The sequence below is a fragment of the Streptomyces sp. NPDC001920 genome, assembly GCF_053594495.1.
In genome coordinates this window covers 1-16,718 of the sequence record NZ_JBSFEP010000020.1, presented here as the reverse complement: position 1 = coordinate 16,718, position 16,718 = coordinate 1, and the positions used below count along the sequence as shown (strand labels likewise).

General features: G+C 73.1%; 12 protein-coding genes. 2 read left to right on the top strand and 10 right to left on the bottom strand.

What is annotated here, in order from left to right:
- Positions 1-19: 19 nt before the first annotated feature.
- The 4 genes from ACWCPI_RS29740 to ACWCPI_RS29725 form a co-directional block, all read right to left on the bottom strand.
- Positions 20-1,702, bottom strand: coding sequence for a hypothetical protein (locus ACWCPI_RS29740; RefSeq protein WP_451041046.1), 1,683 nt, complete (start codon positions 1,700-1,702; stop codon positions 20-22).
- Between the two features lie 490 nt (positions 1,703-2,192).
- Entirely contained in the window at positions 2,193-3,173 is a 981-nt protein-coding gene (locus tag ACWCPI_RS29735) for a threonine ammonia-lyase (protein WP_451041045.1), read from the bottom strand.
- A 73-nt stretch (positions 3,174-3,246) separates the two neighbouring features.
- Positions 3,247-4,041 (bottom strand): hypothetical protein, encoded by a 795-nt coding sequence (locus ACWCPI_RS29730; protein WP_451041044.1) that lies wholly within the window; start codon positions 4,039-4,041, stop codon positions 3,247-3,249.
- Positions 4,042-4,209: 168 nt separating this feature from the next.
- Positions 4,210-4,503: a hypothetical protein gene (locus tag ACWCPI_RS29725; RefSeq protein WP_451041043.1), complete on the bottom strand. Its 294-nt coding sequence runs from the start codon at positions 4,501-4,503 to the stop codon at positions 4,210-4,212.
- 240 nt (positions 4,504-4,743) lie between these two features.
- Between ACWCPI_RS29725 and ACWCPI_RS29720 the strand changes: the two genes are divergently transcribed.
- On the top strand, positions 4,744-6,168 hold the full coding sequence (locus tag ACWCPI_RS29720) for a Gfo/Idh/MocA family protein (RefSeq protein ID WP_451041042.1): 1,425 nt from the start codon (positions 4,744-4,746) through the stop codon (positions 6,166-6,168).
- A 119-nt stretch (positions 6,169-6,287) separates the two neighbouring features.
- Entirely contained in the window at positions 6,288-7,010 is a 723-nt protein-coding gene (locus tag ACWCPI_RS29715) for a hypothetical protein (protein WP_451041041.1), read from the top strand.
- A 76-nt stretch (positions 7,011-7,086) separates the two neighbouring features.
- Here ACWCPI_RS29715 and ACWCPI_RS29710 read toward each other — a convergent pair whose 3' ends face one another.
- The 6 genes from ACWCPI_RS29710 to ACWCPI_RS29685 all read right to left on the bottom strand — a co-directional run bounded on the left by ACWCPI_RS29710 (position 7,087) and on the right by ACWCPI_RS29685 (position 16,375).
- Complete coding sequence (locus tag ACWCPI_RS29710) at positions 7,087-8,052, bottom strand: YihY/virulence factor BrkB family protein (RefSeq protein ID WP_451041040.1); 966 nt, start codon at positions 8,050-8,052, stop codon at positions 7,087-7,089.
- 155 nt (positions 8,053-8,207) lie between these two features.
- Complete coding sequence (locus tag ACWCPI_RS29705; protein ID WP_451041039.1) at positions 8,208-11,147, bottom strand: hypothetical protein; 2,940 nt, start codon at positions 11,145-11,147, stop codon at positions 8,208-8,210.
- A gap of 2 nt (positions 11,148-11,149) precedes the next feature.
- On the bottom strand, positions 11,150-13,015 hold the full coding sequence (locus tag ACWCPI_RS29700; protein ID WP_451041038.1) for an HSP90 family protein: 1,866 nt from the start codon (positions 13,013-13,015) through the stop codon (positions 11,150-11,152).
- 225 nt (positions 13,016-13,240) lie between these two features.
- Positions 13,241-14,227, bottom strand: coding sequence for a hypothetical protein (locus ACWCPI_RS29695; protein ID WP_451041037.1), 987 nt, complete (start codon positions 14,225-14,227; stop codon positions 13,241-13,243).
- A 132-nt stretch (positions 14,228-14,359) separates the two neighbouring features.
- Positions 14,360-14,605: a DUF5133 domain-containing protein gene (locus ACWCPI_RS29690; RefSeq protein ID WP_451041036.1), complete on the bottom strand. Its 246-nt coding sequence runs from the start codon at positions 14,603-14,605 to the stop codon at positions 14,360-14,362.
- A 246-nt stretch (positions 14,606-14,851) separates the two neighbouring features.
- Complete coding sequence (locus ACWCPI_RS29685) at positions 14,852-16,375, bottom strand: LuxR C-terminal-related transcriptional regulator (protein WP_451041035.1); 1,524 nt, start codon at positions 16,373-16,375, stop codon at positions 14,852-14,854.
- Positions 16,376-16,718 lie beyond the last annotated feature (343 nt).

Here is a 16,718-nt window from a genome sequence, read left to right as displayed (position 1 = left end):
ACGCGCGGCACGCCGAAGGTCAGTCGGCGCAGCAGCCGCTCCCGGCGGCGGCACCGTGATGGGTGTCGAGCCGGCAGAAGCAGGACGCGTCGATCGGTACGTCCGCCAGCGCGGCGGCCAGCCGCAGCTGCTGGGCCACCATCTGCGCCTCGCCGGTCCTGCCCAGCCGCGTCAGGCACTCGTGGAGACCGTGCAGCGACCAGACGTTGCCGGGGTGTTGCAGGGCTCGCGGGAGCGTGCCGTCCAGGCCCAGGTCGGCTCGGTAGACGGCCTCGGCCTCCGTGACGCGTCCTTGTTCGAGGAGCAGCGCGCCGTAGGCGTGCCGGGCGGGCTGCATCCAGCCCCACGGTTCGTCGTAGGGCAGGTTGTCGTCGAGTTCGATGGAGCGTTCCAGCGCGGCGAAGGCGGCGTCGTGGTCGCCCTTGCGGTACTCCAGCTCGCCGTCGAGCATCGCCGAGGCGATCGCGAGGATGTCGGCGCAGGTGTTGTTGAACAGCATGCGGGTCCCGGGGACACGGGCGCGGGCCTCGTGGAAGAGCCGGCGTTCCGCCTCGGCCTCCGGGACGCGGTGCGTGGCGGAGAACGCGACGCCGCGGGCGTAGTGGATCATCGCGGTCGTCATGCAGTACAGCTCGGGGTCGGCGGGCAGCGGCAGGGCCAGGACGTCGTCCCAGCGGCCGAAGCGGATCAGTACGTGGACCCGCATGGCCACGAAGGCCTCCAGCCAGTCGGCCATGGGCGGGCTCGGCACCCGCAGCAGCTCTTCGGGGATCGACGCCTCCAACTCGGCGGCGGTCCGCAGAGCCACCTCGCACTGCCCGAGGAACATCGCACCGTAGATCTTGAAGTGGTAGTTGTGCGAGCGGTACAGGGTGTAGAAGTTCATCGCCCCGGCCTGTGCGTGGTACTTCTCGTCGGCCGCGATCGCGGACGTGTTGTCCGAGACCACCCGCCGGTAGTCGCCGCAGAGCACCTCCAGGTGGGAGGGCATGTGAAGCAGGTGTCCGGCATCGGGCATCAGCCCGCGCAGCCGGTCCGCGACGTCCAGCGCCGCCTCCGGGGTCGGGGACATCTCCATCAGGTGGATGTACAGGTGCACGATGCCCGCGTGGTGGCGCCCCGCGTCGGTGGCGAGAGCCCGTTCGAGGACCGCCCTGGCCTCCGCCGTGCGGGCGCCTTCGGCCGGTTCGCCGCTTCTGAGGTCCCACAGCTGCCAGGGGGTGAGGTTCATCAGGGCGTCGGCGTAGAGGGTGGCGACGTCCGGGTCGTCGGGGGCGAGCTCGTAGACCGCGCGCATGCTGTCGGCGTAGGGGACGTTCCAGATCGAGCAGTCCTCGACGGCCTCGGCGCGCGGGTAGCGGGCACGCAGTGCGCCGATCAGCGCCCGCTCGACGGGGGTGGCGGTCGCGGCCTGCTGGTGGGCCAGCTCCACGGCGGCATGGGTGCGGTCGACGGTGCGGGCGAGGTCCTGCTCGTCGAAGAACTCCCACGGTTTGTTGTAGTTGGGGCCGAGGGCGTAGGCGATGCCCCAGTGGGCCATGGCGCAGTCGGGGTCGGCCGCGGCGGCGGCCTCGAAGCAGGCGACGGCTTCCTCGTGGTTGAAGGCGTACGTCCACCTCAGCCCGCGGTCGAACCAGAGTTGGGCCCGGTCGGAGGACGTGGTCACGGGGCGGCTGTAGGTGCCGAGGTCGTAGTAGTCCATCGTCTGTCTCCTGACTGTGCGGCGCCCGCCGGTCTGTTCCCGAGTCTTCCTGAGCCCTTCGGGTCTCGCACCGACAACGGGACGGAGCCGTGCGCGGTTGCGATCCCGGTGTCCCGAAGCCGGAGATGCGGGTACGCGCTCGTCACTCTCCGGCACCGGCGTCGCGGTACCGGAGGGGGCCGCCGGACGCGTGGTCCGGACGCGGACGCACCGCGGCGCCCGTCGCCGACGGCGGTCGAACGAGCGCGGGCCGGCCACAGCCGGCTCAGGCGGCGAACGGTGGCACCCGGTGAGCGTGGGCGCCGTTCCTTCCGGGCACAGCCTCCTGATCATCCCGGCGACGTGCGGACCACTCGCCGCGTCCGCGGGGAACACGCCAGGTGGACGCGCTGCTCGACCGCCGCCGCGACCCCGTGGCCCTCGCCCGGGGAACAGGGCAGGTGGAGCAGGGGGACTCACGAGGCTCCCGTCGGCCACGAGGACCGCTGCGTCACGACCCGTGACGGGGAGCCGCGCCGACCCAGCGGTGATAGGCGTCCACGTCGACGTTGCTGCCACACACGATGGTGACCACATGGCGGCCGGCGAAGCGGTCACGGTCTTCGAGGATCGCCGCGATGCCGAGCGCGGCCGACGGTTCGACGACGAGGCCGGCGTGTTCGAGGAGCATCCGCATACCGGCGGTGATCGACGCCTCCCGGACCAGGACGGCATCGTCGGCGACCAGGAGGAGGTCGTCCAGGACGGCCGGGATGGGGTACCGGCCGGCCACGCCGTCGGCGATGGTGTCGGCCGAGTCGGTGGTGACGACGCGGCGCCTGTGCCACGAGTGTGTCATCGCCGGTGCGCCGAGCGGCTGGACGCAGATCACCTCCACTCCGGGCGCCATGGCTTTCACCACATGACCCACACCGGTGGCCAGCGCCCCGCCGCCGAGAGCGACGAGGACGGCGTCGAACGACGGCACCGTGTCCACCAGTTCCAGGCCGATGGTCGCCGCGCCCTCGCAGGTCTCGATGTCCAGGCTGTCTTCGAGCAGCCTGATGCCGTGGTGCCGCGCGATGGCCGCCGCCCGCTCCCGGGCCGACTCGTGGTCGCCGTCGACCAGTTCCAGCCTGGCGTCCAGCGCACGGATGCGATCGAGCTTGGCCGCGGTCGCGAAGCGGGATGCCACGACGGTGACGTCGAGCCCCCGGCCGCGACCGGACCAGGCGAGGGCCTGGCCGAGGTTGCCCGCACTGGCGCACACCACGGCCGACGGCCCCTGCTCGGCGAGCAGGCTCGCGACCACCTCGGTCCCGCGGGCCTTGAAGCTGCGGACCGGGTTGGCCGTTTCGAGTTTGACGCTCACCGTGCACCCGAGGACGGGCTCCAGCGCCTCGCATCGGTACAGCGGGGTGTCGAGGAACACCGGGTCGATCACCTGGCGGGCCGCCCGGATCCGAGCGGTGTCGAGGCGCGTCTGCTGCACGGCACAGCAGCGTAGCGCCGTCGGCCGGCGCTTCCCCGGTGTTCCGCTCAGAACGTGTTCCCGTCCTGTTCGGTCAGTCGGTCTCCCGGTGGTTCATGAACCAGTGCGTGTCGAAATGGCGAGCCATCGTGAACGGGTGGTGCGGATCGGTGAGGACACGGCAGACGAACTCCGCGGTCCCGCAGTCGAACGGGACGTCCTCACCGTCGAAGGACCGGACCACGACCGGCCAGCGGTCGGGGTGGCCGTCGACCCTCCAGCAGTACAGGTTCTCGTGCTCCGTGCCCGCCCAGACGAGCAGTCCCTCCTCCCTGAGATGGGTCCACGGCTCCTGGTGCAAGCTCAGGAAGCCGTCGAAGGCGCCCTTGCCGAACGTCTCGACCATGCGCTTGTACTCGCTCGGCAGCGCGGTGCCCAGCCGTGCCTGTGTCTCGGTCCAGTCGATGTCCGGGCGCCGGTCGGGCCAGGTCCAGCCGGTGATGCGTCTGAGCCGCTCCATCCAGTCAAGGTCCTCGGCCTGAGCGACCGCCGCGAGTTCCGGCACCTCTCTGCGCGCGACCACGAGCACCGGCCGCTCGATTCCGTCCGCGTCTCGCGCCGTGCCGGTACCGACCCACTGGTTCCCGTACGCCCACGCCCGTACGGTCACGGCCCGGTCGCCGAAGGCGGCGAGCAGAGCCGCGCCGCTCGACTCGTCCGGCGTCGGATCGGCGAAGCCGTCGAGGACGAGGGTGCGCGGTGCGCCGTATCTGCCTTCGAGCAGGTCGGTCAGGTCCTGCGGGTCCAGGTCGGCGGGCAGGTACGTGCAGCCGCTCTCGGGGCCGAGTCGGGCCAGCAGGGCGTCGGCGGTCGATTGCGTGAGCTCCATGACGGACAGTGAAGCGCACCGCACTGACAGCGCGCCCGGTCCCGGCCGACCGGAACCCGGAGGCGCCGCCCGGCACACCGGTTCCGCCGTTGACCGCCCGCAGCCCACGTCCTCGTCCGGGACGTGGGCTGCGGGCGACAGCGGCCAAAAGGGCGCGGGGCCCCGCGGTCAGGCGTCGGCGTGGTGGCGCCAGGCCATCCGGCGCGGCGCGGCGCGGTGCACGGGGGTACCCGTGCGGGCGCCCTGCCGCTGGGACAGCCACAGGGACGTGAGGGACAGCAGACCTACGAAGACCACCAGGAACAGCACCGACACCCACATCGGTCGGCTCCCGGGCTCCTCCCACCAAGCCGATGCGGCGGAAACCGCCCACAGGACGGCGCCCCCGGCGTAGAACACACGGATCCGGCGCAGTTGGCGCAGGCCTCGTACGGATTCGGCGTGATCGGTTTGCGAAGTCATGGGTGCGCGGGTACCCCCGTTCCGCGTTCTGCATCAGATGTCGACAAGCTCGTGGTCGTCCTCTGCCGGAGAAGCCGGCTCCGCGCGGCCACCGGGGGCCCCTGATGCTCGTTCATGCTCGGAACTGCTTTCCATCGAGCACGTATTGACATGCCCCCGTCGAAGCCCGCAGAGTCATGCCCGAACGTCCCGACAGTGTCCCGGCAGTGATGCGAACCCCCCACGAGGAGTGTTGCCGTCATGTCCGAAACACCCGCTGTCTCCCGCCGACTGCTCCTGGGCGGAGCCGTCGCCGGCGGTGCGCTCGCGGCCGGGATGGCCGCCTCGGCCCCGGCCGCGGCCGCCGCGACCGGACAGACTCCGCGCAGGCGTCCTGGACAGAAGTCGATGATCGGGGTGCCGTTCGAGGCGCACGAAACGGTCCGCGTCGGTGTCATCGGGCTGGGCAACCGCGGCGCAGGCATGATCACGGGCTGGGCGGCCGTACCGGGCTGCACCGTGACCGCCGTCTGCGACATCCGCGCCGACCGTGCACGACGCGCCGCCGACCGGCTGGTGAGCAAGGGTGAGCCTCGCCCCGCCGAATACGGCGGATCAGCAGACTCCTACGCCCGGATGCTCCGACGCGACGACATCGACCTCGTGTACGTCGCCACCCCCTGGGAGTTCCACTACCAACACGGCCGAGCCGCGCTGCACAGTGGCAGGCACGCCGTGGTGGAACTTCCCGTCGCCACCGAACTGCGCCAGCTGTGGGACCTGGTGGACACCTCCGAGCGCACCCGCAGGCACCTGCTCCTCGCGGAGAACTGCAGCTACGGCCGCAATGAACTGGCCATGCTGAGAATGGCGCACGCCGGGCTGTTCGGAGACATCACCCACGGGCACGGCGGCTATCTGCACGACCTGCGTGAACTCCTCTTCTCCGACACGTACTACACCGACTCCTGGCGGCGGCTGTGGCACACCCGCAGCACCGCGTCCCTCTACCCGATGCACGGTCTCGCCCCGATCGCGGCGGCCATGGACATCAACCGCGGCGACCGGATGACCACCCTGCGCGCCACCGCGACCGCGCCCCGGGGGCTGGCCGACTACCGCGAGCGCTTCGTCCCCCGGGACCACCCGTCCTGGAAGGAGACGTACATCAACGGTGACCTGGTGACCTGCCTGATCGAGACGGAGCGGGGCAGGATCATCCGGGCCGAGCACGACGTCAGTTCACCCCGGCCGTACAGCCGGATCAACACCCTCGCCGGCAGCCGCGGGATCGTCGAGGACTACGTGGGGCCCGCACCGACCGGCGCGCGCGTCTACCTCGAACCGGACCACGGCGGCCACACCTGGCGCGACTTCGCCGACTACCGCAAGGAGTTCGACCACTGGCTGTGGCGGAAGGTCGGCGACGACGCGGCGAACAACGGCGGCCACGGCGGCATGGACTACGTCCTGCAGTGGCGCACCGTCCAGCTGATGCGCGCCGGTCTGGTACCGGACATCGACGTGTACGACTCGGCGGCCTGGTGCGCGGCGGTCCCGCTGAGCGCCGCGTCGCTGGCGAGGCGGGGCCGCCCGGTCGAGATCCCGGACTTCACCCGCGGCGCCTGGGCCGGCAGACGCCCCGGACTCGACTCCGACCCCACGGACATGCCGCCCGTCGGCTGAGGCCGCCGCACCCAAGCCCTCGGCCCCGGGTACGTCGCCTCCGTCGCCCGCGGGGCGGGCGGCAGGGCGTCCCGCCGATCGGTGTGAGCGCGATTCCCGGGTGTGGTGAACTGGTGATCATGACGACGAGCGACACGATCGTGGTGCCAGAGCTGTACGCCGGCTACCCGCGGGTGGCCTTCGGCGGCTATGTCGCCGGCCTGCTGGCGCAGAGGGTGGGGGCGCCCACGGTGCGGGTGGACTTCCGTGGGCCGGTGCCGCTCGACGTACCCGTGCGGATCGCCGCAACGGCGAACGGCGGTGCGGAGTTGGGTGAGGCCGAGCGGCCCCTCACCGCGGCGCGCCCGGCCGAACTGCGGCTCGACCCTCCGGCCGCGCCCTCCTGGGAGGAGGCTTACGCGGCGGCCGAGAGATTCCGGGCGGCGCCGCCGTCGGGTGTGGCCGACTGCTTCGGCTGCGGTCTGCGTGCGGCCGACCGCGGTCTGCGCGTGCACGGCACCCCGGTGCCGGATCGCGCTCTGGTGGCCTCCGCCTGGGTGCCGTCCCGGGTCTTCGCCGGTCAGGACGGTCTGCTCCCGACCCCGCTGGTCTGGGGTGCTCTCGACTGCCCGGGGCACTGGGCGGGCCGCTTCCTCGGTGCCCAGCAACCGGGAGCGGTCACGGCATCCCTGACGGGCACGATCCTGCGACCGGTCGTCGCGGGTGAGCGTTACGTCTCCTACGCGTGGCTGCTCTCGGAGTCCGGCCGCAAGCACACGATGGGGGTGGCGCTCGCCACGGCGGACGGTGAAGTGTGCGCCCTCTCCGAAGCACTGTGGATCGACCCCAGGCCCGCCCCCTGACACCGTCGCCGCACCGGACCGCACCACACGGCACCACACCGCACCGCACCGTATGAGGTGCACTGGCCGCGACCGTCTACGCGCCTGGTCCGGGGTCCGGCTGGACGGCTGATTCGATGCCTGCGCGGGCCGCCTCCAGCTGGGCGGCGAACGCGATGCCGAGGAAGAGTGCGACGGCGGTGAGATTGGCCCACAGCAGCAGGGCGATGAAGGCGGTGAGCGGCCCGTACACGGCGCCGAAGGCCCCGCTGTGCTCGACGTACAGCGCCAGCAGCCAGGTGGCCGACACCCACAGCAGCAGGTGCACGGCCGAGCCGAAGGCCAGCCACGTGTAACCGGGCTGCACCCGGCGGGGTGACCACCGGAAGATCACGGCGGAGGCGACCCAGGCCAGCGCGAGCCCCACCGGGAGGTCGAGCACGGCCCACCACTGCGGGCCACCGCCCTCCTGGCCGACGGTCCGCGCCACGGCGTCGCCCACGGCTTCTCCGGCGACGAGCACCACGAACCCCAGCACCAGGGGCAGACCGGCGGCGAGCGCGAGGACGCCCGCCCGTGCGTACTTGCGCGGGAAGGGCCGGTCGCGCTCGATGCCGTAGATGCGGTTGGCGCCGCGCTCGATCTGACCCATGGCCGAGGCGAGGTTCACCAGCGCGAAACCCAGACCGAGCCACAGCGCGAGCGTGCTCCACACGTCGCCGTGAGCGGTGCGCCGCGTCCCCTCGAACGCGTCCTGGACGATCTCGGCACTGGCGCCGGGCACGATCCGGCCCAGCGTGAGCTCGATGATCCGGCCCACTCCCTCCGTGTGCACCGAGGTCGCCAGCCCCACCAGCGCCACGGTGCACGGAACCAGCCCGAGCACCACCTGGAAGGCGAGCGCCCGCGCGTTGGTGAAGCCGTCCGCGTACCGGAACCGGGTGAAGGAATCGACCAGCAGCCGCAGCCCCCCGTAGTGACGCAACGCGCCGAGCGCCTCGTCTCCGGAGAGCTCGTCCCCGATCATGTCCCGGGTCTGCGGGACGTGGACGGCAGTACCCATGGCGTCAACGCTCCTTGCTCTGCGGCCGCTACCGGTCCGGATGCCCCGTGAACCTCCCCCTACGTCCTCGGACCTCCGACACCGGCCCGTACGGCCGTCCCCCGTTCGGCGAGGCGGTCACACCCGGAAGGGGTGGACCGCCGTCGTCCACCGGGTCACTCCTCGTCGCGCAGGCGGGCCGCCAACGAGGAGAGCGCTTCGGTCTCCTCGGTGTGGCCGAGGGCGGTCAGGCGGGAGGCCGCCGCGTCGAGACGGGTGAGGGCGGGGGCGGGGCGTTCGAGGTAGAGGCCCTCGACCGCGCCCGCGAGGCGAACGCACTCGGCCCACTCGCCGGCGTGCCCGTCCTCCGGCCCCGGCTCGCCGAGCAGGTCCAGGGCCTTCTCCAGGGCGGCCAGTGCGTCCTCGTACTCGCCCGCGTAGGCGTTGACCCGCCCGTGCTCGTAGGCCAGGGCCGTGTCCAGGGAGCGGCCGTGAGCCTCGTACGCGGCGGCGCGGGCCTCGTCGGCGATCCGGCCGGCGTCGGCGAGGTAGGCGAGGGCGTCCGTCAGACCGTCGGGGCCCTGCCGCTGGGTCTGCAGACGGGCGAGTTCGCGCAGGCAGTTGCTGAGCTGCTCGTAGCGCGGGGCCCGGGCGTGGGCGGCGATCGCCTGGTCCGCGGCCTCACGGGCCCGGCCGAACTCGCCGGACTCGCCGAGGAGTACGGCCGCCTCGGCGGCGATCATGGCGTGGCTGCCGGGGTCGTCGTCCCAGCCGGCCGACTCGGCCGCGAGGGTGACGAACTCCGCCGTGGCGGCCTTGAGGTCCTCCCCCGCGTACAGGGCGCGGGCGCGGGTCAGGCGCAGTTGGGCGACGAGCCGGTCGTCCAGTTCGCCGGCGGTGACGTCCGGCTCGGCCAGCAGGGAGTCGAGCAGGGCGATGCAGTCCTCCACACGGCCCAGGTCGAGGGTGAGCTGGGCGGCGTTGCTGTAGGTGCAGAACGCGTCCGTCCGGCTGCCGCGGCGCAGCTCCAGCTCCGCCGACCGCGTCAGATGCCGCAGTGCCTCGTCGGTGCGGCCCAGGTGCATGCAGGCCTCGGCCAGGTCACCGTGCAGACGGGCGGTGTCGACGGTGTCGCCCTGCCAGTCGGCGGCCAGGCGCAGCCCCTCTGCCAGGTCCGCGTGCGCGGCCTGCGCGTCCCGCAGCCCGAGCTGGAGCCGGCCGCGCAGTGCGAGGGTGCGGGGCAGGTGCCAGGCGGGGCCGTGCGTCTTCAGCCGGTCGAGGAGCACGTCGATCTCGGCGACCGCGGCGGGCAGATCGCCGGAGATGGCGTGCGTGCTGGCCCGCAGCAGCAGCGCCCCGGAGATCTGCCCGACGACGTCGTGCCGCGTGGCGAACGCGTGCAGCAGTTCCACTTCGGCGAAGACGGGCGCGACGTGCTCCTCGTCGCCGGAGGTCTGCAGGCGCAGGCCGAGCGCGGTCGCCCGCAGTCGCAGCAGACGAGCCTCCTGGTACGGGGCGAGGCCGGAAGTCTCCTCGTGCAGCCGGACCAGACGGGCGTGGGCGGCGGTCAGCGCGGCGACCTTCGCCTCGGCTCCGTCGGCGCCCTCCGCGGGCATCTCGGCGGTGGCGAGCAGGGCGCAGCCGCGGGCGACCGCAGCGTGCCCCGGCAGCCCGGCGTCGTCGTACAGGCCCGCGGCCTCCTCGTGGAGGTCGGCGGCGGTTGCGTGGTCGTCCTTCTCTCCGGCCCGGCTCGCCTCGTCGGCCAGCAGGTCCGCGCGCAGCCGGCCCAGCGGGCCCACGGCCGGGTCGTCGGGGTGGGTGTAGTCGCCGGCGCCCACGAGCGTACGCAGCCGAGCCCAGCAGGTCTGCGTCTCCGGGTGCCCCTGCTCCTCCAACGTCCTTGCCCGGAGGATGAGTTCGGGCAGCGCCTCCGGGGTGTCGGCCGAGGCGCGGGGGGCGGGCGCGGCGAGGGGGGCGGCCGGGGCCACCTCGTCGAGGCTGCGGGTGCGCAGGGTCAGTTCCAGCGCGTCCAGGAGCGGGGCACGGTCGAGGCGGGCCCTGCGGCGGTCGGTGTGGGCCGTGGTTTTGTTGCGGGCGTCGAAGCGGGCGGCGAGGTCGTCGGCGCGGCCCCGCACCTCGGCGCGCAGGGCGGTCACCGTCCAGGTGCGGCCCGCGTATCCGGCGGCGGGCAGGTCGCCGTGGCCGAGCATCTCGACGCGCTGCAGCAGCACCTCCACACCGGTGAGGAAGTCCGACTGGTCCAGCGGTGAGTCCACCTCGTCGAACAGGTTCCGGTTCTCGGCGAGCAGCTCCAGGCCGCGTGCCTCGTTCCCGGTGAGCGCGCAGAACTCCAGGTGCCGGCCGACCTCGCCGGACATCGAGGGGTTGCGGCGGCAGCCGCGGTAGCCGGTCAGGTGCAGTGCGCGGGCCTGGTCGGTGCGGCCGGTGCGCAACAGCGGCAGCAGGGCGTACGAGACGGAGCGGGCGGGCTCCTCCTGGCAGGACTCCTTGCCGTTCAGGACGGGGTCCCAGGCGCGCAGCGCCCGCTCGTCGTCGCCCGCCGCGAGGTGGTACAGGGCGCGCTCGCAGATCTCGCAGGCCTCGCAGTCACTGAGCCGGGTGCGGGTGCGGCCCGCCCACAGCTCATAGGCGAGGGTGGTGTCCTCGCCGACGTGGGCCGCGAGCTGGTAGGCCTGACCGTAGTAGGGCTGCAGCCCGAGGCCGGCCTTCTCGTACCGGTCGCGCATCTCCGTCAGCCACTGGCGCAGGCTGGGCAGCGGTATCTCGGGCAGGTGGCGCAGGGCGTTGGCCACCCACTTGAACCGCCAGAACAGCATGTGGCGCAGGCCGTCGTCGAAGACGTCGGGCTGCTCGTCGAAGAGGGTGAGCAGCCGGGCGAAGACGACGGGTGACTTCCGCGGCTCCGAGCCGTAGGTGTACGCCTCCTGCAGTTCGAGGAGGGCGCGGACGAGCGGGACGGGTTCGGCGAACTGCTCGGCGGCCTCGACGAGTTCCTCGGCGATGACGGTGCGGGTGCGGCCGTAGGGGCGCCGGTCGTTCTCCTGGAGCGCCTGGTACAGCTCGTCCGTGTTCTGGGGATGGGGTGTGGTGGGCATCGTCAGCTGTCCTTGCGCAGGGCGTGGGCGAGAAGGTCGAGGAAGGAGCGGTTGATCAGGCTCGACTCGGCGGGCCTGAGCGGGCGCCGGGACAGCATCGCGGCCTGCCCGTAGAGGGCTTCGGCGCTGGTGCGGGCCAGCTCGGGCTCGTCGATGGTGACGGCGGTGCGGACGAGCGGGTTCAGCTGGTTGAGGATCAGCTGGGCGCGCGGGGCCTCCTGACGCAGGGCGCCGAGGATGTCGCCCCACAGGCCGCCTTCCTGCTCACGGGCGAGCTGGGAGCGGGTGCGTTCGTGCCGGGCCTCGCGGCTGTCGACGAGGAGGGCGGGAGCGGAGGCCGGCTGGAAGGTGCGCAGCGCGACGTCGCAGTCGAAGACGGCGAGGGCGTCGCGGGCTTGGGCGAGGTAGGCCGCGGCGGCGAGTTCCGTCTCCCGGTCGACGGGGTCGAGGTGGGCGGTGAGGGTGGCCGGGTCGAGGTCGGCGACGGTGGCCTCGGGCCGGATCTCGGGCAGTCGGTGGACCAGTTCGCGGTCGTAGGTGTAGCCGCCGTTGACGACGCCGAGACCGGCGGCCGAGGCGATCGCCGCGACCTGCCGGAACTCCTCCACGCTCGACGTCACGAGCACCGTGCGGTGGGTGCGGGAGAACTCGTCGAGGGTGGTGTGCCCGTCGGTGGTCTCGAAGGGCAGCCAGGGCAGCAGCATCCGCAGGATCTCGTCGTCGTGCACCGCGAGCGACTTCACGGCCAGGTGGTGGACCTGGAGGAAGCGGTGGAGCAGGTCCGGGTCGCTGGCGGCGGCTCGGGCGATCCAGGCGCGCAGCCGCTCGGCGAGGGCGTCGCGGACGGCGGCGAGGGTGTCGTCCTCGTACAGGGACTCGCGGGACGCGGTCGGGCGCAGGCTCTCGGCGTCGACGACGCAGCGGACGAAGAACGCCCAGTCGGGCAGGATCTCCTCGGCCTGCTCGGACAGCAGCATGCCCTTGACGTGCACGCGGTGGCCGTGGCGGCGCCCGGCCGGCACGGCCTCGGGCAGCACGCAGGCGATGCCCTTCAGACCGACGGCCGGCAGGTCCAGCTCGATGGTGTCCAGCGGCGTGAAGCCGAAGACCTCCTCGCCGTACGCGGCCAGGGCACGGGAACGGGCGCCGGGCGTGGGGTATGTGCGCGCCCAGGGGGCGGGCTCGGGGTTGACGCGGACGCCCGGCCCGCCGGGGCCGTCCTCGCCGCCCGTTCCGTCGTCGAAGGTCACCGGGTGGCGCAGCAGGGAGCCGAAGTGGCGGGACAGCGCGTGCACCTGTGCCGGGCGGGTCCACTCCCCCGCGTCGGCGCGCGGCGTCAGCGTGACGGTGGTGCCGGGACGGGGGCGGGCCGAGACGGGCAGTGTCCGGACGGTGTAACTGCCGTCGCCGCGGCCCCGCCATTCCACGGCGGGCGCGTCAGGGGTGCGGGCGGAGCGGCTCACCACGTGGATCTCGTCGGCGACCAGGAAGCAGGAGAGCAGGCCGATGCCGAACTGGCCGATGAAGTCGGCACGTTGTTCGGCGATGCGGTCGGCGCGCTTGCTGCTGCGGCCGATGGTGGCGAGGAAGGTGTGCACGTCGGCCTCGGTGAGACCGACGCCGTCGTCCTCGACGCGTACCACCGAACCGTCGGCGTACAGGCGGACGCCGAAGGCGTCGGCGGGGGCGGACGGTTCGAGGCCGTGCCGGGCGGTCAGCGCGTCCACCGCGTTCTGCATCAGTTCGCGCAGGTAGACGCGGGGGCTGGAGTAGAGGTGGTGGGAGAGGAGATCGACGAGGCCGCGCAGATCCACCTGGAAGGTGCGGTCGGTACCGGGCGGGTTGGCGGCGGTGTGGGGCAGTGTCATCGGGCAGTCCGGGGTGGGAAGGGCGGGGGGTGAGGATCGGGGCGAGGGGCGGGCCCGGCGGTTCGGTACGTGCTCGGGCACGGCGGTGGTGGCGCGCGCTCGGGCGCGGTGATGGTGTCCGCGCGGGCGCGACGATGGCGGCGCGCGCTCGGGCAGGGCGATGGTGTCCGCGCGGGCGCGACCGACGGTGGCGCGCGCACGGGGCGCGGCGCAGATCGCGTCCGCTCAGGCGCGGCGATGGTGGCGCGCGAACTGCTTCTCCGGCTCCGCGAAGTAGGTCCAGGGCCATGTGGTGTAGGCGCCGTCCAGCGTCTGGAAGACGCGCCGGACCGTGTGGCGCTCGTCCGCCAGGGACAGTGCCATGGCGAACATGTTGAAGTCCTGCTGCCAGCCAGGACGCCACGCGTAGGCGGGGTGGAGGATGCTGTGGTCCACCGCCTCCCGCAGCTGCGCCCGGATCTCGTCGGTCGCGAGGTAGTCCCCGCGGTCCGACTCCACCCACTCCTCGATGTACGCCATGGCGATCACGCAGCCGAGGCGGTGTCCCTCGGGGGCGCGGGCGAACGACTTCTGTGCGAACGCCAGGGCCTGCCCCGGCTTTCCGCCCCACCGGGGCTGCAGCTGCGACACCCACTCGAGGTGGGTCTCCAGATCGAGCGGATCGCGGCGCAGGGCGGCGTCGCGCCGGGTCTCGTTGATCGCGGTGCCCAGGGACATGCCGCGGCCCGAGGTGAGGAGACGGCGCCACGGCGTGACCCATTCCGGTCGCAGCTCGGCGGCTTCGAGCAGGTGCTCCTCGGCTGTGTGGAGGCGCTCGTGGAAGATCCGCCACTGCTCCTGCGTGACGTTCACGGCACGCTCGGCGGTGCGTGCCTCCCAGCCCCAGCTGATGTGGCGCGCACCGGATATCAGCAGGGCTGTCGCCCGGTGCTCCTTGTCCTCGTCGACGGCCTTGCCGATCCAGTCCTGCACCCCGTCCAGGTCGGCGAGTTCGCCCAGGACCTGGTGGTCGCGGCCCAGATCGAAGGGGGCCAGCGCCGCCTTGACCGCCTCCCAGTCACCCGCGTCGGCCGCTTCCACCAGCGCGAGCACGCGGGTGTCCCCGAGCGCGCGCAGCGTGTACATCCCGTGCTTCTGTCTGCGCGGGACGGGAAGGGCGTGCGGATCCGCCACCGGTCTCTCCGCACTCCTGCCGAACAGCTTGCCGAACATGCCGCGCCCTCCCCTGGTCCCGCGTGATCTTCGGGTGCAGCATAAACGGCCCCACCGACACCGCTTCCACAGGGTTTTCACCCGTGCTTCACGGGCCGGACGGGGCGCGTCGCGGCTCCCCGCGCCGGGCTCCTAGGCGGCCAGTGTCCCTCCGGTTCTCGGATTGCTCCGACGGTCGGCGCGGTACCGCTCCAGCAGCGCGTCCGCGGCGAGCAGAGCCTGCGCGGCGTCGGCGGCCCCGGTCATGGCGCAGAGCGTGTGGGTGGCGTCCTCGAGTGCGCGGCTGGTGCGACCGCTGGGCAGCACGTCGTGTTCGATGCGCGCCTGGGCGTACTGGGCCAATCCTGCGCGCAGTTGCTTCTCAGCCGGAAGGAGCATGGCGGTTCCTCTCTCGGGGCACGGCTCGCGAGTCCGTCGGTGCGCACAGGGGACGGGCCATGTGCCTGCCCCCTCTCGCAGCGCTGCTCGACGCCGGGCGGCGTCGAGCGGATCTGCAAGTGCCCTGAGCGCAGAGGTCTATGCCTGCGGAGGGCTCGGATCCCCCTGCCGGGTGATCGCCCTGCTCACGGCGGGCTCTCGCCGGCCGTCACGCGCCGTCACGGCCCCGGCGCTCGCCCGCGCGGATCAGCGGTCCTCTTGGTCGACCATGCGGGCCAGTTCGACGCGGGAGCGCACGCCGAGGGCGGCGAAGACGTTGCGCAGGTGGTAGTCGACCGTACGGGTGCTGACGGCCAGCCGCTGCGCCACCTCCCGGTTGGTGGCACCCTCGGCCACGTACCGTGCGATGCGCAGCTGCTGCGGGGTCAGTGCCGACAGTCCTGCGCTCGCCTCCTTCCCGGACGCGGCGGCTCCGTTGGCCCGCAGCTCGCCGCGTGTCTGGTCGGCCCAGGCGCCGGCTCCGCAGCGTTCGAACCCGACCAGAGCGGCGCCGAGCCGACTCCGGGCCTCCCGCAGTCGGCGGCGCCGGCGCAGCCACCGCCCGTACAGCAGTTCCGTGCGGGCGCGTTCGAAGTCGCCGCCGTCGTACGCGTCGTGCAGGGCCAGCGCCCGCAGATAGAGGTCGTCGGCCAGGTCCACGGGAGCGAGCAGCGCTCGGCAGCGGGCGAGTTGGGCGGGCGCGTGCGGGTCCGCGCCGAAGGCGGCCCACACGGCGAGGTCGGTGACGACCGGCCGCGCGTCCTCCGGACGCCCGGCGAGCGCCACGGCCTCCACGAAGCAGGGCACGGCGAGCATCCAGACGGCGAAGTGGCCGCGCCGGGTGCCGGACCCGACGAGTGGACGGAGCCGGTCGGCGGCTTCCAGGGGACGGCCGCGTGCCAGGTCGGCGCGGGCGATGGCCCATTCGGCGAGCGTCGCCGTTTGGGTCAGGCCGTGGCGGCGGGCGGTTGTCAGCGCCGCCGAGGCGTACCCGGCGACCGCGGTGGTGTCTCCTTCGATGGAGGCCGAGAGGGCGAGCATCGCATGGTGGCTCGCCGCCGTGTTGCGGTGCCCGGCCGCCCGCGCGGCCCGGACGCCCTGCTCGGCGTGGGCGCGCGCCTGCGCGTGCCGGCCGGCGCGCAGTTCGCCGTAGGCCAGGTACTCAAGGGCCCGGGCCTCGAACGCGGCGCAGTGGGCGGTGCGGGCGGCCGCGAGCGCGCGGGCCCCCGTGGTACGGGCCGCGTGGACGTCTCCGAGCAGCAGGGCGGCCGCCGCCGCGCGCAGCAGGTGATCCGGCCGGTCGTCGGCGCGGGCGTGCTCCAGGATCCGCCGCAGCGGCCCGGTGGCACGGTCCGGCTGCCGGGCCAGCATGGCCCGCATTCCGTCGCGGTAGTCCCGCACGTACGCGGGGCGGACCGGAGGCTGTTGCGGACGGTCGGAGGACTCGGGCGGTGGTGTGCGGGCGTCGTTCGGTACGGCTGCGGGGGTGCGTGCCATGTCTCCGGTGGCGTCGCTGCCCGCGCCGGTGCCCGGTCCGGCGTCACCCCCGTGACGGCCCTCGTGGTCCGTGCCGTCGAGGATGGTCAGGCAGGCCGTGACGTCTCCCGCCGCCCAGGCGGCGTCCACGGCGAGGAGGCGGGCGGCCTCGGCCCGATCCGGTGCCTGGGCGGCCAGCAGGGACGCGGCCAGCAGCAGGGACGCGCGGGCGTCGCCCACCGGTCCGTCCGCCAACTGCCGTTTCCCCCGTGCGAGTTGGGCGAGGCCGCGGCTGACGGGGTCGGAGCCGGCACTGTCTCGTGTCCGCCGGCTCCCTGACGGGGGAACCGCCGGAACACCGCTCGTGTCTCCGGTCATTCCCGGGACGTTACTTGCGCGTATCGCCGGGTGGAAGGCTGACGTCCGGGTGTCCTGACGCCGGCGTCGGGGCTGCCGCCCGGGCGTCGGTGGCGGACGCACGGCACGCGTCCGCCACCGTTCCCGCTAGGGTCTGTCGTTTGGATCAGGTCGGCTGAGAGAAACCACGCCTCTCAGCCCACCCGAGCGGGGTCTGGTGCGTGCAGCTGCAAGGCGGAGG